The sequence below is a fragment of the Vandammella animalimorsus genome (assembly GCF_002285285.1).
Lineage (GTDB): Bacteria > Pseudomonadota > Gammaproteobacteria > Burkholderiales > Burkholderiaceae_C > Lampropedia > Lampropedia animalimorsus.
Genome location: NZ_NSJF01000001.1, coordinates 408,370 through 432,057, shown reverse-complemented (window position 1 = coordinate 432,057; position 23,688 = coordinate 408,370). Strand labels below are relative to the sequence as shown.

At 65.8% G+C, this 23,688-nt stretch carries 21 protein-coding genes; 8 read left to right on the top strand and 13 right to left on the bottom strand.

Annotation, left to right across the window (positions count from 1 at the left end; genetic code table 11):
• Positions 1-67 precede the first annotated feature (67 nt).
• Together hscA and fdx are read left to right on the top strand one after the other, a co-directional pair.
• Positions 68-1,942: a Fe-S protein assembly chaperone HscA gene (gene hscA, locus CK620_RS01830; protein WP_095548845.1), complete on the top strand. Its 1,875-nt coding sequence runs from the start codon at positions 68-70 to the stop codon at positions 1,940-1,942.
• Between the two features lie 47 nt (positions 1,943-1,989).
• Positions 1,990-2,328 carry an ISC system 2Fe-2S type ferredoxin gene (gene fdx, locus CK620_RS01825; RefSeq protein ID WP_095538859.1) on the top strand — a complete coding sequence of 113 codons (339 nt, stop codon included), beginning with the start codon at positions 1,990-1,992 and terminating at the stop codon, positions 2,326-2,328.
• A gap of 75 nt (positions 2,329-2,403) precedes the next feature.
• On the opposite strand, the gene CK620_RS01820 is transcribed toward fdx, so the two are convergent.
• The 5 genes from CK620_RS01820 to CK620_RS01800 form a co-directional block, all read right to left on the bottom strand.
• Complete coding sequence (locus CK620_RS01820) at positions 2,404-3,309, bottom strand: formate dehydrogenase accessory sulfurtransferase FdhD (RefSeq protein WP_095548844.1); 906 nt, start codon at positions 3,307-3,309, stop codon at positions 2,404-2,406.
• Between the two features lie 36 nt (positions 3,310-3,345).
• On the bottom strand, positions 3,346-4,368 hold the full coding sequence (locus tag CK620_RS01815) for a bifunctional riboflavin kinase/FAD synthetase (RefSeq protein WP_095548843.1): 1,023 nt from the start codon (positions 4,366-4,368) through the stop codon (positions 3,346-3,348).
• A 99-nt stretch (positions 4,369-4,467) separates the two neighbouring features.
• Positions 4,468-5,796 carry a methyltransferase domain-containing protein gene (locus CK620_RS01810; protein ID WP_095548842.1) on the bottom strand — a complete coding sequence of 443 codons (1,329 nt, stop codon included), beginning with the start codon at positions 5,794-5,796 and terminating at the stop codon, positions 4,468-4,470.
• 105 nt (positions 5,797-5,901) lie between these two features.
• Positions 5,902-7,062: an acyl-CoA dehydrogenase family protein gene (locus tag CK620_RS01805; RefSeq protein ID WP_095548841.1), complete on the bottom strand. Its 1,161-nt coding sequence runs from the start codon at positions 7,060-7,062 to the stop codon at positions 5,902-5,904.
• A 59-nt stretch (positions 7,063-7,121) separates the two neighbouring features.
• On the bottom strand, positions 7,122-8,303 hold the full coding sequence (locus CK620_RS01800; RefSeq protein ID WP_095541256.1) for an acyl-CoA dehydrogenase family protein: 1,182 nt from the start codon (positions 8,301-8,303) through the stop codon (positions 7,122-7,124).
• Between the two features lie 189 nt (positions 8,304-8,492).
• On the opposite strand from CK620_RS01800, the gene purN reads away from it, so the two are divergent.
• From purN to CK620_RS13685, 3 genes are read left to right on the top strand one after another with little or no spacing between them, the layout of a single operon-like run.
• Positions 8,493-9,083 carry a phosphoribosylglycinamide formyltransferase gene (gene purN, locus CK620_RS01795; RefSeq protein ID WP_095548840.1) on the top strand — a complete coding sequence of 197 codons (591 nt, stop codon included), beginning with the start codon at positions 8,493-8,495 and terminating at the stop codon, positions 9,081-9,083.
• Between the two features lie 34 nt (positions 9,084-9,117).
• Positions 9,118-10,566, top strand: a complete 1,449-nt coding sequence (locus CK620_RS01790; RefSeq protein WP_143325866.1) for an RsmB/NOP family class I SAM-dependent RNA methyltransferase — start codon at positions 9,118-9,120, stop codon at positions 10,564-10,566.
• Entirely contained in the window at positions 10,563-11,144 is a 582-nt protein-coding gene (locus CK620_RS13685; protein ID WP_143325864.1) for a hypothetical protein, read from the top strand. Before CK620_RS01790 ends, CK620_RS13685 begins: the two co-directional genes overlap by 4 nt.
• Before the next feature lie 136 nt (positions 11,145-11,280).
• Here the strand turns inward: CK620_RS13685 and ilvC are convergent, their stop codons facing one another.
• The 3 genes from ilvC to CK620_RS01770 form a co-directional block, all read right to left on the bottom strand.
• Positions 11,281-12,297 carry a ketol-acid reductoisomerase gene (ilvC, locus tag CK620_RS01780; RefSeq protein WP_095538871.1) on the bottom strand — a complete coding sequence of 339 codons (1,017 nt, stop codon included), beginning with the start codon at positions 12,295-12,297 and terminating at the stop codon, positions 11,281-11,283.
• Positions 12,298-12,426: 129 nt separating this feature from the next.
• Positions 12,427-12,918, bottom strand: coding sequence for an acetolactate synthase small subunit (gene ilvN, locus CK620_RS01775; protein WP_095538872.1), 492 nt, complete (start codon positions 12,916-12,918; stop codon positions 12,427-12,429).
• A 175-nt stretch (positions 12,919-13,093) separates the two neighbouring features.
• A complete protein-coding gene (locus tag CK620_RS01770; RefSeq protein ID WP_095541253.1) occupies positions 13,094-14,875 on the bottom strand; it encodes an acetolactate synthase 3 catalytic subunit in 1,782 nt (593 codons plus the stop codon).
• Positions 14,876-15,335: 460 nt separating this feature from the next.
• Here CK620_RS01770 and CK620_RS01765 point away from each other — a divergent pair, with 460 nt between their 5' ends.
• The 3 genes from CK620_RS01765 to CK620_RS01755 all read left to right on the top strand — a co-directional run bounded on the left by CK620_RS01765 (position 15,336) and on the right by CK620_RS01755 (position 17,424).
• On the top strand, positions 15,336-15,908 hold the full coding sequence (locus CK620_RS01765) for an RNA polymerase sigma factor (RefSeq protein ID WP_095541252.1): 573 nt from the start codon (positions 15,336-15,338) through the stop codon (positions 15,906-15,908).
• Complete coding sequence (locus CK620_RS01760; RefSeq protein ID WP_095548837.1) at positions 15,905-16,372, top strand: DUF3619 family protein; 468 nt, start codon at positions 15,905-15,907, stop codon at positions 16,370-16,372. The genes CK620_RS01765 and CK620_RS01760 overlap by 4 nt, the downstream gene beginning before the upstream one ends.
• Positions 16,373-16,479: 107 nt before the next feature.
• On the top strand, positions 16,480-17,424 hold the full coding sequence (locus tag CK620_RS01755; RefSeq protein WP_095548836.1) for a DUF3106 domain-containing protein: 945 nt from the start codon (positions 16,480-16,482) through the stop codon (positions 17,422-17,424).
• 27 nt (positions 17,425-17,451) lie between these two features.
• Here CK620_RS01755 and CK620_RS01750 read toward each other — a convergent pair whose 3' ends face one another.
• Genes CK620_RS01750 through CK620_RS01730 form a run of 5 tightly spaced genes read right to left on the bottom strand, consistent with a single transcriptional unit; the run spans position 17,452 to position 23,586 of the window.
• Complete coding sequence (locus tag CK620_RS01750; RefSeq protein WP_238945972.1) at positions 17,452-18,453, bottom strand: LLM class flavin-dependent oxidoreductase; 1,002 nt, start codon at positions 18,451-18,453, stop codon at positions 17,452-17,454.
• A gap of 21 nt (positions 18,454-18,474) precedes the next feature.
• Positions 18,475-19,278: an ABC transporter ATP-binding protein gene (locus tag CK620_RS01745; RefSeq protein WP_095548835.1), complete on the bottom strand. Its 804-nt coding sequence runs from the start codon at positions 19,276-19,278 to the stop codon at positions 18,475-18,477.
• A complete protein-coding gene (locus tag CK620_RS01740; protein ID WP_095548834.1) occupies positions 19,275-20,306 on the bottom strand; it encodes a FecCD family ABC transporter permease in 1,032 nt (343 codons plus the stop codon). The genes CK620_RS01745 and CK620_RS01740 overlap by 4 nt, the downstream gene beginning before the upstream one ends.
• Positions 20,303-21,367 (bottom strand): ABC transporter substrate-binding protein, encoded by a 1,065-nt coding sequence (locus tag CK620_RS01735; protein WP_238945971.1) that lies wholly within the window; start codon positions 21,365-21,367, stop codon positions 20,303-20,305. Before CK620_RS01735 ends, CK620_RS01740 begins: the two co-directional genes overlap by 4 nt.
• Positions 21,364-23,586, bottom strand: a complete 2,223-nt coding sequence (locus tag CK620_RS01730; protein WP_095548832.1) for a TonB-dependent receptor — start codon at positions 23,584-23,586, stop codon at positions 21,364-21,366. Before CK620_RS01730 ends, CK620_RS01735 begins: the two co-directional genes overlap by 4 nt.
• Positions 23,587-23,688: the final 102 nt, after the last annotated feature.

Sequence of the window (23,688 nt, the reverse complement as noted above, 5' to 3'; positions counted from 1 at the left end):
GCAACCAACAGAGCGCAATCATTCGCCGTTTTCTCCCCTACCCTCTTTTGCGAGGACGCACGCCGCCATGGCCCTGATGCAAATTGCCGAGCCCAACCAAAGCCCGGATCCTCATCAATTCAAACTTGCCGTCGGTATCGATCTGGGCACCACCCACTCGCTGGTGGCGGCCATACGCCACGGCAGCCCGCAGTGCCTGCCCGATGCCCAGGGTCGTATCCTGCTGCCCTCGGCCGTGCACTATGGCGCTCAAGGTCAGCGCCACATCGGCCATGCCGCGTTGCAGGCTGGACAGGACGATGCCGCCAATACCATCGTCTCGGCCAAACGCTTGATCGGCCGCGGCCTGGCCGACATCGCCAACGCCAGGCAATTGCCCTATGAGCTCACCGAGCGCAAAGGCGAGGATGGGCGTATCAGCCTTTACGCGCACACGGCCGCTGGCGAAAAAACCCCTGTCGAAGTCAGCGCAGAAATCCTCGCCACCTTGCGCCAGCGCGCTGAAGACAGCTTCGATGCCGAACTCTATGGCGCCGTCGTCACCGTGCCCGCCTACTTCGACGACGCCCAGCGCCAGGCCACCAAAGACGCCATCGCCCTGGCCGGCATCCGGCTGCTGCGCCTGATCAACGAGCCCACAGCCGCAGCCATCGCCTATGGGCTGGACCAGGGCGCCGAGGGCATCTACCTGGTCTACGACCTGGGCGGCGGCACCTTCGATGCCTCTGTGCTGCGCCTGAGCAAGGGCGTGTTCGAAGTGCTGGCCACCGGCGGCGATTCGGCCCTGGGCGGCGACGATTTCGATGCCCTGCTCGTGCAATGGGCCAGCCAGCAACTGGGGGCCGAGCCCGTCACCAGCGCAGAAAAAGCCTATGCGCGTCAGCAGGCCAGGGCCGCCAAAGAAGCCCTGGCCGAGCAAGACAGCGCCACCATCGACGCCCACTGGGGCGGCCGCCGGCAGCAATTGGCGCTGCAGCACGACACCTTTGCCGCGCTGGTTCAGCCCCTGGTGGAGCGCAGCCTGCAATGCGTGGCCCGCACCCTCGAAGACGCCCAGCTCAGCGCCAGTGACGTGCAAGGTACCGTCATGGTCGGTGGCTCCACCCGCATGCGCACCGTGCGTGACAACGTCGCGCGCTTCTTCGGCAAGCCGCCGCTGACCGAGCTCAACCCGGACGAAGTCGTTGCCCTGGGCGCAGCCATTCAAGCCCATCAACTCGCCGGCAATGTCCGCAGCGAAGACAGCGTGCTGCTGCTCGACGTCGTGCCTCTATCGCTGGGCATCGAAATCATGGGCGGCCTGACCGAGCGCATCATCCATCGCAATGACACCATCCCCACCGCCAAGGCGCAGGACTTCACCACCTACCAGGACGGCCAGACCGCACTGGCCATCCACGTGCTGCAAGGCGAGCGTGACATGGCCAGCGACAACCGCAGCCTGGCGCGTTTCGAACTGCGCGGCATTCCGCCCATGGCCGCTGGCGCGGCGCGCATCCGCGTCACCTTCACCGTCGACGCCGACGGCCTGCTCAGCGTGAGTGCGCAGGAACAAAGCTCCGGCGTGCATGCCCAGGTGCAGGTCAAGCCCACCTACGGCCTGCCCGACAGCGAGATCGAACGCATGCTGCGCGAGAGCTTTGCCACCGCCGAGCAAGACATCCAGGCGCGCGCCCTCACCCAGGCGCGCGTCGATGCGCGGCGCCTGATCCTCGCCACGCAATCGGCCCTGGAGCAAGACCGCGACCTGCTCAGCGAATCGGCCCATGCCGCCATCCTGGGCAGCATCGCCGCGCTGCAGGCGCTGATCGACAGCGGCAGCACCGCCGAGATCGAAACGGCCACCCACGCCCTGGCGCACGACACTGAAGCCTTTGCCGCTGCCCGCATGAACCGCGGCATCCAACAGGCACTGGCGGGCAAAAGCGTGCAATCGCTGTGACAGAGCACGGCCCCCACACCCCACACCGCCAAGCCATATCCCCGACCATGCCGAAAATCACCGTCCTGCCCCATGCCGAACTCGCCCCAGAAGGCGCAGAGCTGCAAGTGCCCACTGGCACCTCGATCTGCGAAGCCCTGCTGGAAAACGGCATCGAAATCGAGCACGCCTGTGACATGAGCTGCGCCTGCACCACCTGCCACGTCATCGTGCGCCAGGGTTTTGACTCGCTCAACGAGCTTCAGGAAGAAGAAGAAGACCTGCTGGACAAGGCCTGGGGCTTGGAGCCGCAATCACGCCTGGGCTGCCAGGCCATCGTTGCACACACCGACCTGACGGTTGAAATCCCCAAATACACCATCAACCACGCCAAGGAAAACCACTGAAACCCTTCGGCCAGCGGCGCAAGCCGTTGCACAGGCACACGCCGAGCGGGCGCGGGCATTGAATTGAGCCTGCCCTCAGCGGGTATAGCGCACGGCGCGGGGTTCGCGTGCCAGGCCCCAGAGTTGCAGGCCGGCAATTTCGGCCACCCGGATGGCCAGCGAGGTCGGCGCGGAGATGGTGGCCAGCAGGGGCAGGTGCAGGCGCGCGCATTTGCGCACCAGCTCGTAGCTGGCGCGGCTGGACATGACGACGAAGCCTTGCTGCGGCCAGCCGGGGCCATCGCGGCGCGTGCCGCTTTGCAGCGCTTTGGCGCGCGCGCCCAGCAGCTTGTCCAGCGCGTTATGGCGCCCCACGTCTTCGTAAATGGCGTGCAACTGCCCGTGCACATCGGCATAGGCGGCGGCGTGCAGCGCGCCTGTGGCGTGGTTCAGGGTTTGCTGCTCAGCCATGGCGGCCAGTGCCTTGAAGATGGTGGCAGGGCCAATCTGTGCCAGCCAGGGTGGCGGCGCTGCCCTGGCTGGCTGGGGCAGCCAATCGTGCGCCTGCAAGCTGTCGATGCCGCACAGGCCGCAGCCCGTGCGGCCGGCCAGGCTGCGGCGGCGTTCCTTGAGGCGCATGAAAGCGCTGCTGGCGATGTCCAGATGCACAGCCAGGGCTGGCAGGCTGCATTCGTTGGCGCCTGCTGTGGCCCAGTCGCTGGATGCCGCAGCATCGACTGCAACGATGTCGATGCCGTAGCAGTCTTGAGCGCGGTCGATGATGCCTTCGCTCAGGGCGAAACCCAGCGCCAACTCAGCCAAGTCCTGCGGCGTACACATCATGACAGCGTGCGACAGGCCATTGCACACCAGCGCCACTGGCACTTCAGCCGCCACCTGATCGCACTGCCATGGCGCTGCCTGGCCGTGCAAATGGCGTTGCACGGGCGTGGACACCACCGGCGGCGGCAGTGCAATTTCCTCGTCGTCGGCCTGGGGCATACGGTTTGGCATTGGACTGGGGTGGCTGGACACGGTTCAAAACCCGCAGCCCATTGTCTGCTGGCGCTGTTCAAACCAGGCGCGCGCTGCGGCGCAGTCCTGGGCAATGCCTTGCGCCAGAGCCTGCAGGCTGGGGTATTTGCGCTCATCGTGGAGTTTTTCCAGCAGCTCCACGCGGATGACTTTGCCATAGCCACCCTCTGGGCCCAGGGCTTCGGGCCATTGCAGGCAGTGGGTTTCCAGCAGAACGCGGCCGCCGTTGACGTCGCTGGGATCCAACGAGGGGCGCACGCCCAGGTTGGCCACGCCGGGCAAGGGCTGGGGCGTCAGCCCGCGCACTTGCACGACGAAGATGCCGCTGGCAGCGGGCTTCCAGTGCTTGAAGTGCAGGTTCAAGGTACGAAAGCCCTCCTCCATGCCGGGCAGGTCAGCGCCCAGATGACGGCCAAGCTTGCGCCCATGCAGCACATGTCCGCTGATGGTGTAGGGCCGCCCCAGCAGTTCGGCAGCGTCTTGCATACGGCCTTGCTGCAAGGCCTTGCGCACTTCGGAACTGGAGACGCGCAGCCCTTGCACGGTGTGGCTTTCCATGCGCGCCACTTCAAATCCCAACTGCGGCCCCAGCTCGGTCAGCAGGGCGTAATCACCGGCGCGCTGGTGGCCAAAGCGGAAGTCATCGCCCACCAGCACATAGCGCGCGCCCAGGCCCTGCACCAGCACCTGGCGCACGAAGTCTTCGGGCGGCTGCGCGGCCAGTGCGGCATTGAAGGGCAGGATGACGGTTTGCGCCACCTGTTGCCCGGCCAGGTCGGTGAGTTTGTCGCGCACCGTGCCCACGCGCGCCGGCGCGATTTCGGGCTTGCCCAGCACCTTGGCAAAGTAATCGCGTGGGTGGGGCTCAAAGGTGAGCACACAGCTGGCCAGCTGGCGCTGGCGGGCCTGCGCGTTGAGCAGGGCCAGCATGGCCTGGTGCCCACGATGCACCCCGTCAAAGTTGCCAATTGCCACGGCGGTGGCTGGGGCCAGGCTGCGGTGGTTCAGGCCAAGAAAGGTGCGCATGGCAGTACGAGGAACTGGTGTGAAAACGAGGGCCGGCAGCGCCTGCCCCAAAAAGGTGCGCAGGCGCACGCGGACTGCACCGCTACGGGGGGCGCGGCGTCAACGCCCTTTTTGTGCCGTGACGACGAAGCCGGCCACGGGCTCACTCGCTTCGTAGCGCAGGGTTTTCTCCTCGATGCTGGCCAGCGCGAAGCCGGCCTGCTCCAGCAAGCGCTCCAGGTAGGCGCGGCCATGCACATAGCGGCCGGTTCTGGCCTGCAAGGCGTAGTCGGTGTCGGGCTCGGGCGCGGCTTCGGTGGAGAAGAAGAAAAAGCCTTCGGGTTGCAGAATGCGGTGCACATTGCCCAGCACCGGCTGCAGGTCGCCCACGTAGGGGAATACGTCCAGTGCAGCGATGACTTCGTAGAGCGCGTCGGGCGTGTCACGCACCGCATCGAGCAGGTTGACCTTGTGGAATTTGTCGTAGACGTGATGGCGGGCCGCCTGCGCAATCATGCTTTCGGAGGCGTCCACGCCCACCATGCCGCCATCGATGCGGCCCAGGCACACGCCCAGCAGGCCTGTGCCACAGCCCAGGTCAAGCAGGTTGAAGCGGCGGTCGGGGAAGATTTCCAGAATCTTCTCCGCCGTCTGCTGCGGCAGCTCATAGCGCAGGTAGCGCACCATGTGCAGGTCGTACTGGCGCGCCAGGCCGCCGAACAATTCCTCCTGCAGCGCCACGGGTTGGGTCGGTGGGGTCTGGCCCTGGGCCACCTGGGCGAAGTAGCGGTACACGGCGTCGTCCGGGGCGTGGGCCAGCAGCTGCTGGGCATCCTCCAGGGCCTCATCGTTGCGGCCCACTTGCAGCAAGGTGCGCATGCGGCCATAGCGCGCCTGCATGTTGGCTGGCTCTTGCGCAAGCACGGCCCCCCAGCTGCTCAGCGCAGCTTCGTACTGCTGCGAGAAGAACTGGGTGCGCGCCAGGTTCATCAGCAGCACTGGGTCGTTCGGGTAATGCGTCAGTGCGTGCTCGGTGTAGCGCGCGGCCTGGGCCATGTCGCCACAGCGCACGGCGATGTCGATCACGCCGGCTAAGGCCATGCGCTCGCGCGACTCCAGCGCAAAAATCTTCTCGGCCTGGGCCAGCGCCTGGGCGTTGCGGTCCAGGCGCGCCAACAGCAAGCCGTATTCAAGCTGCGCCGGCCACCACTGCGGCGCCAGCCGGGTGGCGTGCTCCATGGCCTCCACCGCTTCGTTGGGCTTGTCCGATTGCTCGGCCAGGCGCGCGCCCAGCATGAAGATGCGCGGGTCGTAGGGGGTATTGCGCTGCGCCTCGTTGAGCAGTGTGGCCACTTCCTGCAGCTTGTTTTGCGCCAAGAGCTGGTAGGCCTTGATGATGAAGGGGTCGTTGGCGGAAAGCTGGTCTGCAGCAGACGAAACAGAGGTCATGGGGCGCGGCACGCCAATGCGTGTAATTTGGGCAAAGGGCGCATTATGCGGCAAGGCAGCGCCGCCATGCGCTGCCTTGCCTGGGGGTGGCGCCCACCGATCTCTTTATGCGAACACGCCCGCAGTGTCCTGCATGTGCTCGCTGACGATGCCCAGGTGGTACAGGCTGTCGCCCCAGCACATTTCCAGCTGCGTGAGCTTTTTGAAGTAGTGGCTGCCGATGTATTCATCGGTCACGCCAATGCCGCCGTGCAGCTGCACGGACTGCTGGCCCACGTAGCGCATGCTTTGCCCGAGCTGGTATTTGGCGCGCGAGAGGGCCTGCTGGCGCTCTCGCTCAGCCGCGCCGTTGGCAGCGCCAGCGCCATCTGCGGGCTCCTCGGCCAGTTTCAGCCAAGCGTAGTAGCTCATGGAGCGGCCCAGCTCCAGCTGCATCTTCATGTCGGCGATGCGGTGGCGCAGCGCCTGGAAGCTGGCGATGGGCACGCCAAATTGCTTGCGCTGGTTCATGTAATCGGCCGTCAGCGCCAGGGTCTGCTCCATGACGCCCACGCCCTCAGCGCACACGGCGGCCGTGCCGATGCCGGCCAACTGCTGCAAGAGCGCCAGGCCCTGGCCATCGCTTGCGGCACAGAGCAATTGCGCCGGGCTGGCCTGCAGGCGCAGCTCGGCTGCGCGGCTGCCGTCCTGAGTCAGATAGCCCTGGGTTTGCACCCCTGCGGCGCCTTGCTCCACCCAGAACAGCGCTACCTGGCCATCGAGCAGGGCCGGCACGATCCAGGCATCAGCACGGTCGCCGGCAGGCACCAGGCTTTTTTGCCCGTTGAGCACATAGCCCTGGCCCTGGGGCTCGGCCTGGGTCTGAAGTTGATCGAGCTGGTAGCGAGCGCCCTTTTCCTGGTGCGCCAGCACGATCAGCGCCTGCCCCTGCACCAGCTTGGGCAGCCACTGTTGGCGCAGCGCCTGGGGCGCATGGGCCAGGGCCTGGGCAGCGATCAGGGCTTGGGCGTAGGGCTCGAGCACCAGCCCCTTGGCCAGCTCTTCAAGCACGATCATGGCCTCCACGGCGCCCATGCCCATGCCGCCGTCCTGCTCGGCCACGGTCAGGCCCAAGAGGCCCAGCTCGGCCAGTTCGCCCCAGGCCGCGCGATCAAAGCCGCCCTCGGCCACGATGGCGCGGCGGCGCTCGAAGTCGTAGGCTTTTTCCACCCATTTGCCCACCGCATCGCGCAGCTGCTCTTGCTCGGGCGTGAAATTGAAATCCATGTGCAACTCTCCGGTATGTTCAGCGTGATGTCGTCGGTGATGACTCTGTCCTTGGCCACTCAGCCCAGCACCGTTTGCGCCACGATGTTGCGCTGCACCTCGTTGGAGCCGCCGTAGATCGTGGTTTTGCGGTAGTTGAAGTAAGTTGGCGCCAGCACCGAGTAGGCCGCCACGCCGCCGGGGAAGTCGCCCTGCCAGCCTGCTTCCATGGCCTCCTGGATGAAGGGCAGGCTGAAGGGGCCTGCCACCAACATCATCAATTCGGAATAGCGTTGCTGGATTTCGCTGCCGCGGATTTTCAGCAGGCCGGCAATGTCCAGCGGGTTGCGGCCCGAGCTGACAGCCGAGAGCACGCGCAGCACCAGCATCTCCAGCGCCACGATGTCCACTTCGAGCTTGGCGATCTCGTCGCGGATGCGCAGGTCCTGCCACAGGCCCTCGGCCTTGACCAGGCGCTTGAGGCGCTCAAGCTCACGCTTGGAGCGGTTCACATCGGCGATGTTGGTGCGCTCGTGGCTGAGCAAGTGCTTGGCGTAGGTCCAGCCTTTGTTTTCCTCGCCAATGAGGTTTTCCACCGGCACCTCGACGTTGTCGAAGAACACCTCGTTGACCTCGCACTCGCCATCGAGCAGGCGGATCGGACGCACCGTCACACCGGGCGAGCGCATGTCGATGAGCAGGAAGGAAATGCCCGTCTGCGGCTTGCCTTCGGTACTGGTGCGCACCAAGCAGAAAATCCACTCGCCATACTGCCCCAACGTGGTCCAGGTCTTCTGGCCATTGACAATGTATTTGTCGCCCACGCGCTCGGCGCGGGTTTTGAGCGATGCCAGGTCCGAGCCCGAACCCGGCTCGCTGTAGCCCTGGCTCCACCAGACCTCGCCGCTGGCGATGCCGGGCAAAAAGCGCTTCTGCTGCTCGGCGTTGCCATAGGCCATGATGACCGGCGCGACCATCACCGGCCCGAAGGGCACGATGCGCGGCGCGCCAGCCAGTGCGCATTCCTCTTCGAACAAATGGCGCTGCACGGCATCCCAGCCTGGCCCGCCAAACTCTTTGGGCCAGCCATAGCCCAGCCAGCCCTTTTTGCCCAGGATCTTGGCCCAGCCCTGCAAATCCTCACGGTGCAGGCGCAGGTTGTTGTGCACCTTGTGGGCCAGCTCCTTGGGCAGGTGGCTGCGCACCCATTGGCGCACTTCCTCACGAAATGCCTGCTGTTGCGGGGTAAAACTCAACTCCATAAAACCTCTCGTATCGATGTGGGCGCAAAAAGCGCCATGCAAACCGGCAGCACGCTGCAAGCCGCGAGATGTACCACGACCCGGCACCGGGCATCTGTCCGTTAAGCGACTGGCGCACTCTGCAAGCGCGCAGCCCGCCGTCTGTTTCTGACTGGCTTGGGCAACACACGGTGCGAGAATAGCCCTCCTATGAAGCGCAAGAACATTGTCATTCTGATCTCTGGCACTGGCTCGAACATGGCCGCCATCGTGCAGGCCCAGCACGCACAGCAATGGCCGCAGCGCCTGAATGCGCAGGTCAGCGCCGTCATCAGCAACCGAGCCGATGCCGCTGGCCTGCAATGGGCCCGCGAGCGCGGCCTTGCCACTCAGGTTGTGGACCACCGGCAATACCCTTCGCGCGAGGCCTTCGATGCCGAACTGGCCCAGGCCATCGAGGCACACCAACCCGCGCTGGTGGTGCTGGCTGGCTTCATGCGGGTGCTGGGCGATGCCTTCGTGCATCGCTTTGCCGGGCGGCTCATCAACATCCACCCCTCGCTGCTGCCGGCCTTCCCCGGCCTGCACACCCACCAGCGCGCGCTGGATGCGGGCTGCCGCTTTGCCGGCGCGACCGTGCACTGGGTCATCCCCGAGCTGGATGCCGGCCCCATCATCGACCAAGCGGCCGTGCCCATCCTGCCTGGCGACACCGCCGCCACGCTGGCCGCGCGCGTGCAATCGCAAGAGCACCTGCTCTACCCCCGCGCCATCGCCGCCCTCATGCCGACGCTGAATTAGGGCCTGCCATTCCCAGACTAGGCCAATGCAATTCATGCCACCGCGTTTTCTGATCTCCACCACTGGCGCCCTGCTGCAGCGCATCGCACGCTTCGAAGAACCGGCTGATGCGGTGTTGCTGCAATTTCTCAAGACACATCCCAAGCTAGGGGTGCGCGAGCGTCAGCAACTGGGCAATGCCGCATTCACCGCGCTGCGCTTTTGGCGCCTGCTGCAATACTGGGCCAAGCTGGGCAGCACGCCCCAGCTGCCCGACACGCAGCACTTCGAGCGCCTGGCCCTGCTCAGCCACGCCCTGCTGGCGCAATACCCGCAGCAGCCGCCAACGCCCCCTGCCCAGATCAACCAAGCCGGCCAGCCCATGGCCCCGCCCATCAGCGATGCCCTCGCCCTGGCAGTGCTGCAACAGGCGCGCGACTGGGTCAGTCAATGGCCCCATGAAGCTGGCAACGCCAGCACAAGCCTGCAATGGCTGGAGCACTGCACCGAGGCCCTGCAAGCAGAAAGCGCTCCGGGCCAGCAAGCCAGCGCCCTGCCACTGGCCTGCCAGCACAATCTGCCCGATTGGCTGGCTGAGAAACTGCTGAACGCCTACGGCACAGCCCACTTCTGGCCGCTGATGCACGCCCTGCGCCAAAGCGCCCCCCTGGATCTGCGCGTCAACCTGCTGGCGCACAAGCGCCAGGTCGTGCAGCACATGCTGCAAGAGCAGGGCATCGCCTGCGAGCCAACGCCCCACTCCCCCTGGGGCCTGCGCCTGCCGGGCAAGCCCTCGCTGCGCCAAAACCCCTTGATGCACAACGGCACGCTGGAGGTGCAAGACGAAGGCTCGCAACTGCTGGCCCTGCTCAGCGAAGCAAAGCGCGGCGAGACGGTGGTCGACTTTTGCGCCGGCGCCGGTGGCAAAACCTTGGCGCTGGGCGCCATGATGCGCGACAGCGGTCGCCTCTATGCCTTCGACACTTCCTCACACCGCCTGGCGCGACTGCAGCCGCGCCTGCAACGCAGCGGCCTGCACAACGTGCACACCATGGTGCTGCAATCGGAAGCGGACGCGCGCCTGCAGCGCCTGCACGGCAAGGTCGATCGCGTGCTCGTCGATGCGCCCTGCTCCGGCCTGGGCACGCTGCGCCGCCATCCCGATCTGGCCTGGCATTTACCGGCCGAGGAAATCCCCAGGTTGCAGGCCCTGCAACTGCGCATCCTCAGCGCCGCGGCGGCACTGCTCAAGCCCGGCGGGCACCTGATCTACGCCACCTGCAGCCTGCTGCCCGACGAGAACGAAGCCGTCTGTCAGCTCTTTGCCAACAAGCACCCGCAATTTGTGCAAGAAAGCTGGCCGCCCCTGCTGGAAAAACACGGGCTGGCGCATTTGCAGCCCAACCCCAGCACCTTGCCAGGCCGCACACAAGGGTTGATGCTGCTGCCGCATCTGCACCAGACCGATGGCTTCTTCATCGCCCGCTGGCGCAGGCAGGGTTGAAGGAGCGTTTTTTGCCTCTCTACAGGTGCCAGAAAAGAGCAGGCAAACTGACCAATTTTTCCTTTCTCGCCGAACGGCTCGCCGCTACGATAGAGGCACTTTCCCAGTCAACAGCCCCGCACCAGCGGCGGCGCCGTAACCAGGAAAGCGCTGCAACAGCGCTGCCCATCGCCCTCCGATGGCGCAAGCTGCAAAACCATGCAGCCAAAAAAGTGCCGGGGCATTGCGCCAACAATGCCCCGGCGTGTCACACAGCGATTGGCTTTCCTGGCCATGCAGCACAAGCCTGCCAGGAAAGCCATGCCATCAGGAGCATCGCCATGAAACGCCCGCAGTCTAGCAGTTTTAACCTCAATAGCCTTCAGCCCATCGAACTGATCGAAGGCCGGCCAGACGATCTGGGGATCCAGTCCTTCCACACCGCCATCAACGCGCTGAGCATGGCGCGCCACTATCTGCTGCAAGGCGATGAGCAAGCCGCCGAGCACAAGGCCTGTGCCGCTCTGGCTGCCTTGCGCAACCTGCTGGCCCAGGCGCGAGCCAGCGGCCTGCCGGCCACAGGCGCTGCTGCCCATTGAAAAGCCGGCCATTGAAAAGCCGGCCACTAAAAAGCCGGGCAGTACGGGCCCGACACAGCACAAAGGCGCCTTAGCGCCTTTGTTGATTCCAGTAAAGATGCTCCAAGAAAAGGGCCAAGCCCTTTCCCCACGGAGTTCAGTTCTTGGCCTTGTCCACCAGCTTGTTCTTGGCGATCCAGGGCATCATGGAGCGCAACTGGGCGCCAACCTGCTCGATCTGGTGGTCGGCCGTGTTGCGGCGGCGCGCGGTCATCGAGGGGTAGTTCAGGCGGCCTTCCTGGATGAACATTTTGGCGTATTCGCCATTCTGGATGCGCTTGAGCGCATGGCGCATGGCCTTGCGCGATTCCTCGTTGATGACTTCCGGGCCGGTGACGTATTCACCATATTCGGCATTGTTGGAGATGGAGTAGTTCATGTTGCCGATACCGCCTTCGTAGATCAGGTCCACGATGAGCTTGAGCTCGTGCAGGCATTCGAAGTAGGCCATCTCTGGGGCGTAGCCGGCTTCCACCAAGGTTTCAAAGCCCATCTTGATCAGCTCCACAGCGCCACCGCAGAGCACGGCCTGTTCGCCGAACAGGTCGGTCTCGGTTTCTTCCTTGAAGTTGGTCTCGATGATGCCGGCTTTGCCGCCGCCATTGGCCATGGCGTAGGACAGGGCCAGGTCCCGCGCCTTGCCAGACTTGTCCTGATGCACAGCCACCAGGTGCGGCACGCCGCCACCTTGCGTGTAGGTGTTGCGCACGGTGTGGCCGGGGGCCTTGGGCGCGACCATCCACACATCCAGGTCGGCGCGCGGCACGACCTGACCATAGTGCACGTTGAAGCCGTGCGCAAAGGCCAGCGAGGCGCCCTTTTTGATGTTGGGCTCGACCTGCTCCTTATAGACGGCTGCGATGTCCTCGTCGGGCAGCAGAATCATTACCACGTCCGCTTTCTTGACAGCAGCGGCCACCTCCATGACTTTCAGGCCGGCCTTTTCGGCCTTGGACCAGGAAGCCCCGCCCTTGCGCAGGCCGACGATGACCTTGACCTTGCTGTCATTGAGATTCTGGGCATGGGCATGGCCTTGGCTGCCATAGCCGATGATGGCCACTGTCTTGCCCTTGATGAGGCTCAGATCACAGTCTTTGTCGTAAAACACTTTCATGGGTTTGCTCTCCTGGTCGAAAAAAGGGGGCGGGGTGGGTTGCCGGCCGACGCGGCCAGCAGCTGTCTTTTGAGTGCGCAAAGGGCTCGGGCAATGCGCGGGGGGCAGCCGAAATCTGTGCAGTACCGCTCAAAGCCGCAGCACGCGCTCGCCACGGCCAATGCCGTTGGGGCCAGTGCGCACGGTTTCGAGGATGGCCGAGCGATCCAGCGCACCCAGAAAGGCGTCGATCTTGCCCTGATCGCCTGTCAGCTCGATGGTGTAGCTCTTGTCGGTCACATCGATGATGCGCCCACGGAAGATGTCGGTAGTGCGCTTGATTTCCTCGCGCTCTTTGCCTGCAGCGCGCACCTTGACGATCATCAGTTCGCGCTCGGTGTAGGCGCCATCGGTCAGATCCACCACCTTGACGACTTCGATCAGGCGGTTGAGGTGCTTGGTGATTTGCTCGATAGTGTCATCCGAACCGACGGTCTGGATCGTCATGCGCGAGAGCGAAGGATCCTCGGTGGGGGCCACGGTGAGCGATTCGATGTTGTAGCCACGGGCGGAAAACAACCCGACAACGCGCGAGAGTGCGCCGGGCTCGTTTTCGAGCAGCACGGCAATGATGTGTCGCATGAAAGAACTCCTCTTTTCGCCGCCCTCCCCCGGCCACGGTAATGACCAGGCTTGGTAAGCAATTGACTCATCCCTCAGGGGAAAAATTGGATGTTTGAATGGGGCGGTCTGGCCTGCTGTGGCAAGACACAGGCCAGGGGCATGCATGGTGTGCCACCCTGGCGCCATGACTTGCTTACAGGTCTTCCGCGCTGAGCAGCATTTCGGTGATGCCCTTGCCGGCCTGCACCATCGGGAAGACGTTTTCGCTGGGGTCGGTGCGGAAGTCCAGGAACACTGTGCGGTCCTTGAGCTTGCGCGCCTCGCGCAATGCGCCTTCCACGTCCTGCGGGCGCTCGATCAGCAAACCAACGTGGCCGTAAGCCTCAGCCAGCTTGACGAAGTTGGGCAGCGCATCCATGTAGCTCTGGCTATAGCGGCCCGAGTACTCGATCTCCTGCCACTGGCGCACCATGCCCAGATAGCGGTTGTTCAACGCGCAGATCTTGATCGGCGTGTTGTACTGCAAGCAGGTGGAGAGCTCCTGAATGCACATTTGCACCGAGCCTTCGCCCGTGATGCAGAACACCTCGCTCTGGGGCTTGGCCAGCTTGATGCCCATCGCATACGGAATGCCCACGCCCATGGTGCCCAGGCCGCCGGAGTTGATCCAGCGACGCGGCTCGTCGAAACGGTAGTACTGCGCAGCCCACATCTGGTGCTGCCCAACGTCGGAGGTGATGTACACATCATCGCCGCGCGTCATGTTCCACAGCGTCTCGACCACGTACTGGGGCTTGATGACGTCCTTGTTGGCGCGGTCATAGTCCAGGCAGTTGCGCTCGCGCCAGCCTTCGATCATTGCCCACCAGGCCTTGAGCGCCTGGGCGTCGGGCTTCTCATCGGTCTCGTCAAGCATGTTCAGCAACTCGGTGAGCACGTCCTTGCAGTCGCCCACAATGGGCACCTGCACCTTGACGCGCTTGGAGATCACCGAAGGATCGACGTCGATGTGGATGATCTTGCGCTCGTTCTGCGCAAAGTGCTTGGGGTTGCCGATGACACGATCGTCAAAGCGCGCACCGATGGCAATCAGCACATCGCAGTGCTGCATGGCGTTATTGGCCTCAACCGTGCCGTGCATGCCCAACATGCCCAAAAACTTCGGGTCGGAGGCCGGGAAGGCCCCCAGCCCCATCAGCGTATTGGTCACCGGATAGCCCAGGCGGTCGGCCAGCGCGCGCACCTCCTGCGTGGCATTGCCCAGGATCGCCCCGCCGCCCACGTAAATGTAGGGCCGCTTGGCCGCCAGCAGGTACTGCATGGCCTTGCGAATCTGCCCGGTATGGCCTTTGCGCACCGGGTTGTAGGAACGCATCTCGACGGTTTCCGGGTAGCCGGTATAGGGCACCTTCTTGAACGACACATCCTTGGGGATGTCGATCACCACCGGGCCCGGGCGGCCCGATCGCGCAATGTGGAATGCCTTCTTGACGGTCATGGCCACATCCTCGGCGCGCTTGACCAGGAAGTTGTGCTTCACCACGGGGCGCGTAATGCCTACGGTGTCGCATTCCTGGAAGGCATCCTGCCCGATCGATGGCGCAGGCACCTGGCCGGAAATCACCACCAGCGGGATGCTGTCCATATAGGCCGTGGCCAGGCCCGTGACCGCGTTGGTCAGGCCCGGGCCGGAGGTGACCAGCGCCACGCCCACATCGCCTGTGGCGCGGGCATAGCCATCGGCCGCATGCACCGCCGCCTGCTCATGGCGCACCAGCACGTGCTGCACTTGCTCCTGCCGGTACAGCGCATCGTAGATGTACAGCACTGCCCCGCCCGGATAACCCCAGATGTGCTTGACCCCTTCAGCGGCCAGGGCCTTCATCAGAATTTCTGCGCCCATCAATTCGGCAGGCGCGCTCGATTGCTGCACGGCCTGCGCCGCAGCAGTGGTTTCTGTCTTGGAGATTTCCATGGATGAACCTTCTGAGATTTTCAAAATGAAAAACCTTCGGTGCCCCTCACCCGGACTCTTGTGAAGCAGGCTTAGGACTTGAGAATGTGATGCCGGGCACCGTCGCGGCCGCGCCGCCTTGGCCCCACCACACTCCGTTTGACTGTGGGAGGATGGAGGAAAAGCGCGCATTATTGCATTGAATTGCAAACGTCCAGACCTGTCTGACCGAAAATTCTGTTACGGCAACGCTCGCCAAGGCTGCATCTGCCTTCAATGCCTGCTGGCAAGCGCTTTCTCTTGGCACAATGCCGCCCTGGCGATGCCAGCGCCCCTTGCGCCGGTATCGAGCCAGAAGGCTGAGCCGACCTTTTCGCCCAAAGGGCTGCCCCTGGCCAGCCGCCCAATTTGCCCTGCCCGCTGCGGCGTTGCAGGTTTTGCGCCGCCTTTGCTGGCTGCGCCCACTCTTTCCAAGTCTGCTTTGGCCTCGGAACAAGAATTTGCAGATTTCCTCCGCGATGTAGAAAAGCGCGCCTACAAGCGCGCGCTTTTCCACGTCAAGGATGAAAACGCTGCCTTGGACATCGTGCAAGACAGCATGCTGCGCCTGGCTGAGCATTACGCCAACAAGCCCATTGAGGAAATGCGCATGCTGTTCAGCCGCATCCTCATCAACACCACCATGGACTGGTTTCGGCGGCAAAAAACACGCAAAGCCGTCATCAGCAACTTCAGTGATTTCGAGCGCAGCGGCGCTGATGAGAAAGACCAGTTCTCACTGCTGGAGCATTACATTGGCCCAGAGCACACGCAGCAGTGCGAAAGCGCCGAATCCGCCACCGAGCGCAAGCAAGTGTTCGAGATGATTGAGGATGCCATCGGCAAGCTGCCTGCGCGTCAACGCGAAGCCTTCATCATGCGTTACTGGGAAGATATGGATGTTGCAGAAACGGCAGCGGCCATGGGGTGTTCCGAAGGCAGCGTGAAAACCCATTGCCACCGCGCCGTGCAGGCCCTGAGCCAAATGCTCGGGGCATCGGGGATCAAACTATGAGCACACACAATCAGACTGCGGCGTTTGCTGCGGCGGACATCAGCGCCGCACAGGCCCAACGCATCGGCATGGCGCTGGGCAAAGCCTTGCGCCACGCCGAGCAAACCCAGCCGCTGGAGCGCGACATTGCTGAGCGCCTGCGCATTGCCCGCCAGCAAGCCATGGCCACACACCAGCTGGCCCTGCTGCGCCAGCAACAATCCAGCACAGCTGCTGCGCGCCGCGCTGCGGCATGGTGGAAAAGAACCCTGGCCCTACTGCCCCTGGCCGCGGTCGGCGCGGGCGTGATGTTCACACAAGGCGCCGTCAGCAATGATGGGGCCTCTGAATTGGCCCAGACCGATACGCACATCCTCGCGCAAGAGCTGCCGCCCTCGGCCTGGTCTGACCCTGGCTTCCAGCAGTTCCTGAAAAACCAACGCATCGCATTGCCCGCCCCATCCCCGCAGCAGCGCAGCCAATGAATACCACCCACCTGGGGCCATCTCTGGCCCCAGGCTTTCATGGGCAGCCTTGCTGCTGCAAACATCTGCCATACCATACGGGGCCTGCCCCAGCGCCCTGACTCCCTGTGCCGTCGCCCGCCCACCCCACTCCCCCCACTGCCGCTCAAACGCGCAGCGGCAATCGGCCTGCTGTTGCACTGGGCTTTGCCTGCCTGCTGCTGCTGGCACTGAGCTGGGCGGGCCTGCAACAGCCCTTGCTCGCACCAGACTTGCCTCCAGGCATCGTCTATGCTGGCCCCCTGATCCTGCAGGGAAATCCGCAGCCCTTACCCGATCTGGACACCCCAGCGCCAACCACGGCGGACAGCACTGCAAGCGGCCTACACATCACCCGCCCCATCTGGGCTGACCTATCCGAAGAGCAACAGACTCTGCTGGCTGGGCTCAAGCCCTTGTGGCCCTTCATCAGCAGCGCGGAAAAACGCCGCTGGCAAGCCATTGCCCGGCAAGCCAAGTCGCTGAACGATGACGCCCGCCAGCACTTAGTGCGCCACATTGCCCTGTGGGGCGCCCTGAGCGAGCCACAGCGCCACGCCATACGCCAGCAATATCAGCACCTGGGTGAAGAAGAGCTGCTGCGCCTGGCCCAGGCCTGGCGCGATTACCAACAGCTCTCGCCCGAGCAACGCCTGGCCTTGCTCCAGCAAGCCACGCAGCAACCCCAAGCCGCCAAGGCGCGGCCTGCCGCCACAGGCCATGCCGTCGCGGCCCGGCGCAGCCACAATCTGGTGCGCATCCCAGCCGCAAGCCAGAGCGGGCCCGGCCTGTCCAACCTGCCCAAAATCCCGCTGCAGCCGGTGCGCTTCAACCGCCGCAGCAGCCCGCCTGCAACGGCCAAGCCCGCCAGCCCCGCGCCCGAGCCCGCGCTGAGCACCGTCACCACCGTTCAGGTGGACGCCGCGCCCACTCCAGTCCCCCCTCAGGCCCCTCCATTGAGCACACCCACAGTGCGCTACTGGCACGGCATCCCCATCACCCCGCCAGAGCCCGCCCCCATCTACGCCAACTGAGCGCCTATCAAAAGGCTGCTACCCAGCTCATGACTTGCCGCGCAATGCTGGCATGGCCTCCTGGGCAAACAGGCGCATGGCGGCCAGGGCCGCCGGCCAGTCCAGTAGGCCGTTGGCGTTGAAAACCAGGCGCAGATGGGCGCAGCCCGTGCGCTGTTGCAATTGGCGCAGCTGGGCCACGCATTGCTCAGGCGTGCCGTGGATGAATTGCTCGCGCAGGGCCTTGGCCGTGTCCATCGCGGGCACTTGTTCGGGTGTTTGGCCACGCTTGGCAGCAAAGTACAGGCGACGCTGCCAGAGCTTGGGCCACAAAGCCTGCAATTGGCCCTGCACGTCCTGCGCACTCGTACCGATGACGACGTAGCGCGAGATGGGCGAGCGCTGCCGCAGGGCCTGGGCCAGGGCTTGGGAGTGACCGCCCCGCTGAACGCAGGCAGCGGCGTCCAGGCGTTCGAGCTGCAAGGTCTCGGGCGGCTCCAGACTCAGCAGCAAGGGAATGCGCTGGGCCACTGCAAAAGCAATGCTTTCTTCAGAGCTGGCTGCCAGGTACAGCGGCAAAGCGCTGGCGTCGCTGGCTTCGGTTGTAAGGGCCTTTTGCAGCGCCTGCACGCAGCGCTCCATGCTGTCGCGCGCCTGCTCGGGGGCGATGCCCAGTTGCTGCAAGGTGGCCGGATCGGTGCCACGGCCAACACCCGCATCAAAACGCCCGCCACTTTGGAACTGCAACTGCAGCACCTGCTCGGCCAACAGCTGCGGGCGATGCAGCGGCGCCACCAGCACCGAGCTGCCCACGCGCAGGCGCTGCGTGCGCGCCAGCACAGCGGCGGCCAGCAGCATCGGGCAGGGGTAGGGCCAGGCTTGCTCTTGCAGGCGAAATTCGTGGAACCAGACGCCGTCGTAGCCCAGTGCTTCGGCCTGCTCGAACAAGGCCAGGAACTCCTGATGCGCGCCTTGCGTGGCCTCGCGCGACCAGCCGGCCAAGTCGATGCGCAGGGGTTCAACAGGGAAATAAGAAAAGTCTTGGGCCATTGTTGATGGATCGTGTTTTCCTCACGAGAGGGGCCATTGCGCGCGCAGCAGCACCTGCGGCGGCGTGCCGATGCGCTCAAAGCGCACACCAAAGTGCGCATCCAGGCGCTCGTCCAAGGCCAGCTCTGGGCCGCCGTCGAGCACGATGCGCCCCTGGGCCATGACGAGAATGCGCTCAAAGCACTGGAAAGCCAGCTCCAAATCGTGCATGACCACGACCACCAACTGCGCTCGCCCGCGCTGGGCCAGCGCGTGCACCAGCTCCAGGCGGTGGCGCACGTCCAGCGCCGCACCCGGCTCATCGGCCAGCAAAATGGGCGGCTGCACCGCCAGCACGGTGGCCAGCAGCACCCGCGCCTGCTCGCCGCCCGAGAGGCTGGACCAGCGCCGCAGCGCGAATGCGCCCAAGCCTTGCGTATGCAGCAGCTGCGCCGGGCTTTTACCCAACTCGGGCCGCAGCGCCAGGCGCACCTGCACCAGCTCCTGCACCGTCAAATCCCAATGCGGTGTGAATTGCTGCGGCATATAGCCGATGTGGCGGGCCCGTTCGGCCACCGGCATGGCCGCCATCGGCCGGCCATGCAGCAGCACCTGCCCAGCATCGGGTGCGCTCAAGCCGGCCAACACCGACAGCAGGCTGGATTTGCCCGCGCCATTGGGGCCCACCAGGGCCACCGCACCACGCACAGGCAACTGCACATCGATGCCTGCCAGCACCTGACGCTGCTGGCGGCGCAGCCGCACATCATGCAAGGCCAGGGCCGGCGATGCAGGGCCAGCTTCAGGCTGAAGATCGGAGGCCAGCGCCGTGTTCACAACCGTCATTGCCGCAACCTCCGCGCCAGCAAGATGATGAAAAACGGCCCGCCCGCCAGGGCAGTGACCAGGCCCAGCGGCACTTCGGCCGGGGGCAGTACGGAGCGCGCCAGCGCATCGGCCAGGGTGACGACGATGGCGCCGATCAGGGCCGAGGCGGGCAGCACGTGACGGTGCAGCGCCCCGACCTGCCAGCGGGCGATGTGCGGCGCGGCCAGGCCCACGAAGGCCACCAACCCGCCCCAGGCCACGGCCACGGCCACGATGAGCGCGCCGGCCACCACGGCCCAGGGCACGAAGCGCGCCACATTCAGGCCAAAGCCCTGCGCCAGCTGCGGCCCCAGGCCCAGCAGATCCAGCCCGCGCGCGGTGCGCTGGGCCATGAAGGCGCAGCCCAGCGTGGCCGCCAGCAGACCCAGCAGGCCGGGCCAGCTCGGCGTTTGGATGCCGCCGAGCATCCAGCTCATCACCACTTGCAGGCTGACGGTTTCGTCCGACAGCGCCAACATCAGAAACGAGCGCAGTGCGCCCAGCACGGCGGCGATGGCCACGCCGGCCAGCAGCATGCCGGCCGCATCCAGCGCGCCCGCCACCCGGGCCACGCCCAGCACCAGCAGCGTCGCGCCCCAGGCGCCGGCAAAGGCCAGCGCGGGCAGCAGCCAGGCACTGGGCAGGCCCAGCGGCACCAGCAGCGCCACGCTGGCGCCCAGCGCCGCGCCGCCTGAGGCCCCCAGCAGGTAGGGCTCGGCCAGCGGGTTGCGAAACACTCCTTGGAAGATCGCGCCCGACAGCCCCAGCAATGCCCCAACCAAGGCTGCGGCCAGCACGCGCGGCAGGCGCCATTGCAGCAGCAGGCGGCTGCTCAGGGCTTCGTCGCCGCTCAGCGCAGCCAGCACGGCCGCCGGGCTGGCCCAGCGGTGCCCGGCGCAGGCGGCCAGCAGCAGCGCCAGCGCCAACAGGGCTGCGCTCCCGTAGAGGAAACGCCGCCAGCGGGCCTGGGCGGGGGCTTCATCTGGCAAAGGATTGGGTTGGCTCATGGCGGCGTGGGCGCGGCCTGCGCTGCGCCGGGCAGCAGCTGGCCGGCGCGTTGCAGGTGCAGGGCCTGGAACAGTTTTTCGATGCCGTCGATGGTGCGCGGGCCGGGGATGAGGAATTCGGCGCGCGCCACGGTCAGCGTGCGTCCGGCGCGCACGGCCGGCAGGTCGCGCCAGCCGGGGCTTTGCAGCAGCTCGTCGAAGGCAGCCTGGGTGCCGGCAAACAGCAGCACCTCGGGCGCGGCGGCCAGCACGGCCTCGGGCGAGACCTGGGCCAACGGCCCCAGGCCTTGCAGGGCGTGGCGTGCGCCGGCAAGCTCGACGGCCTCGGCCGTGTAGCTGCCGGGCCGGGCCACCAGCAGCATGCCATTGCCCATGCGGCCGGTGATGAGCACGGCGCTGGGCGCAGCCTCTGGCGGCACGCTGCGGGCGATGCGATCGAGCCGCGCCTGCAATTGCGCCGCCAGGCACTGGCCGCGCTGCGGCACACCGGCGGCGCGGGCCACCAGGCGCAGGTTGTCCAGCACTTCGCCCACGGAGCGACTGAGCAAGACCATCACCGGCACGCCGATGCGCTGCATGGGCTCGACCAATTGGTGCGCCGCCTGGCGCGCCGGGGTGACGATGACCAGCTCGGGCGCCAGCGCGGTGACGGCATCGACCGAAAAGCCCAGCCGCCCGCCCACCTTGGGCAGGCCCAGCACGGCGGCGGGGTAGCGGGTGTAGTCCTCCACGCCGACGATGCGCCCGGTCAGGCCCAGATACGCCACCAGCTCGGTGTTGGAGGAAAAAATCGTCACGATGCGCTGCGGCGGGCGCGGCAGCGCCACCTCACGCCCCAGCGCATCGCGCAACAGCACCGGAGCGCTGGCTGCGGGTTGCAACGCCTGCTCATGCAGGCAGTGCGCCAGCCAGGGGCTGGCGCCGCTGGTCGGATCGGCTGCCGCCGCGCCGCTGGCCAAATCAGGCCAAGCTGGCCAAGCTGACCAGGCCAGCGCGGGCAGCAGCGCTGCGCACAGCCTGCGCCAAATCGCCCAGCCCCTGCGGCGGCCGCTGGCGCTCAAAAACGCGCCTCCAGGCCAAGCTGGAATTCGCGCCCGGGCATGGAGGTGCCGCAGCCGCCGTTCTGGAAGCGCCGGTCGGAGATGCAGGCCGCGCCGCGGTCGGTGGAGATGAAGATCGGGTGCTGGTTCTTGTCCAGCAGGTTGTTGACCGCTGCGAACAGGCGCAGGCTCTGGCTGAGCTGGTACTGGCCGCGCAGGTTCCAGACCGTGAAGCTGCCCTTGCGGTGCAGGAAGGCGCGGCGCGGCTCGGCCTGCGGGATCAGCAGCGACTCCTCCGTGTCGTACCACATCGGCCCGCGCAGAATGCCCGCCAGCTGCACATTCCAGGCGCCAGCTTGGCCCTCGCGGCCCTGGCCGTAGCGCAGCCCGGCCGAGAGCGCATGGCGGTACATGCGCTGCACGCGCTGGCTGGCCAGCGCTGCAGCGGCGCCCTTGTCCTGCATGGTGAAGTGGTAGTAACCGTGGCCAAACAGGCTCAGCGCCGGCGCGCCCACGCCCCAGCCCAGGGCCTGATCCAGGCGCAAGTGCGCGCTGGCCTCCAGGCCGCGCGCGACGATGTTGGCGCGGTTGTTGCCGTAGTCCGAAGTGTTGGTGCCCGGCCCACGCGAGATGGTGATGATGCGGTCGCTGATGGTGTTCTGGAACAGCGCGCCATCGAGCCGCCAGGCCGCGCCCTGCCAGGTCGCGCCCACTTCCAGCTGGCGTGCGCGCTCGGGCTTGAGGTTCGGGTTGCCAAAGCTGCGCCCGCCGCCCAGCGCGGTGAAGTCTGCGGCCAGCTCGGTGGCCGTAGGCGCACGAAAGCCTGTGGCCGCCAGCGCCCGCAGGCTGGTGTGCTCGCTCAAGCGATAGGTGGCGCCCAGCGACCAGGTCAGCGCGTCGTAGGAGCGCGCCGCAGCGCGCTGCGCAGCCAGATGCGGGGTATCGTCAAAGTGCGTGCGGCCCCAGGTCTTGCGCAGGCCGCCGCGCAGCGTCAGGCGGTCATCGAGCAGGCGCTGCGCGTCCTCGAAGTACAGCGCATGCACCTGCTCGGTCTGGTTGTAGTCGATGGGCGGCACCTGCTTGCCAGGGCCACCGGGCACGGGCAGGCGTTCGCGCTGCGAGCGCAGCTTGCTGCGTTCGGTGTCGTAGCCCAGCAGCACATCGTTGCTGGGCGTGAGTGCCGCGCGCGCATGCAGGCGCGCGCCCGTGGCATCGAGGTTGCGGCGGTTGTAATCGCGCGCCGTGCCCGGCGCAGGGTTGTTGCCCGAGCGGATCACTGGCGAGGCCCAGTTGAACTCGTCCACGTCCTTGAGGCGGTACAGGTGCGCCGTCCAGCCCAGCCGCTGGTCGGCGCTGGCGCCGTCATAGACCAGATCCAGCGACCGGTTGGAGCGGTTGTCCCGGCTCAAGGTGTTGGCGCCTGAGCCGCGAAAGCCCGCATCGAAAATGCCATCCGTGCGCAGGTTCACATCCAGCCGGTGCTGCTCGTGCAGTTGCCAGCCCCAGGCGACGCTGGCGCCACGGCGGCGCCAGGCCGTGTTCTCCATGCGATGGCCCAGGCCGCTGTCGTAGTCCTTGCGTCCGCCGGCTGAGGCGCCGATGAACCAATCCATATTGCCGCTGGCGCCGCTGGTCTGGGCCTGGGCGTGGTACTGGCCCCAGGAGCCGCCGCGCAGCTGTACGCTGGCAGGCGGCTGGCCCTGGCCGCTCTTCATGATGACGTTGACGATGCCGCCCATGTTCTGGCTGCCATACAACACCGAGGCCGGGCCGCGCACAATCTCGATGCGCTCGACCTCGGCCGGGTTGAGCTTGGAGAGATTGGCCGTGCCTGCGCGGCGGCCATTGACCAGCACCAGCACCTGGCTGCGGAAGTCGCGCCCCTGGCCATCGGTGGCCGCGCCGCGCAGATTCATCGAAGTCTGCGCCGCCGTCCACTCACTGAAAAAGCCCACGGCGTGCTCGGCCAGCAAATCCGTCACCGAGCGCGCCGAAGAATGCTCGATCGCCTCGCGCCCGATCACCTGGGTCGTGCCGGCGATGCGGCTGCGCTCCTCGGGCCGCGCCGTGGCAGTGACGAACACTTCATCCAGCGTCGCCGCCCCATCGGCCGCAGCCTGCTGGGCCAGCGCCGGCGCGCACAGGCTGGCACAGGCCAGCGCCACGCTGGCCAGGCGGCCAGCAGCTCGATGATGGCCGGGCGCAGCAAAGCCCTGGCCCGATACAAAGAAACGGGTCATTCGATTCCCCCTTGGAAGGTCCGCGCGCATCACAGCGCCTTGCGCCGCTGCGGATTCGGGCAGCCTGCTTCGCCTGCAAATCCTTGCAACACCATTTGGTAT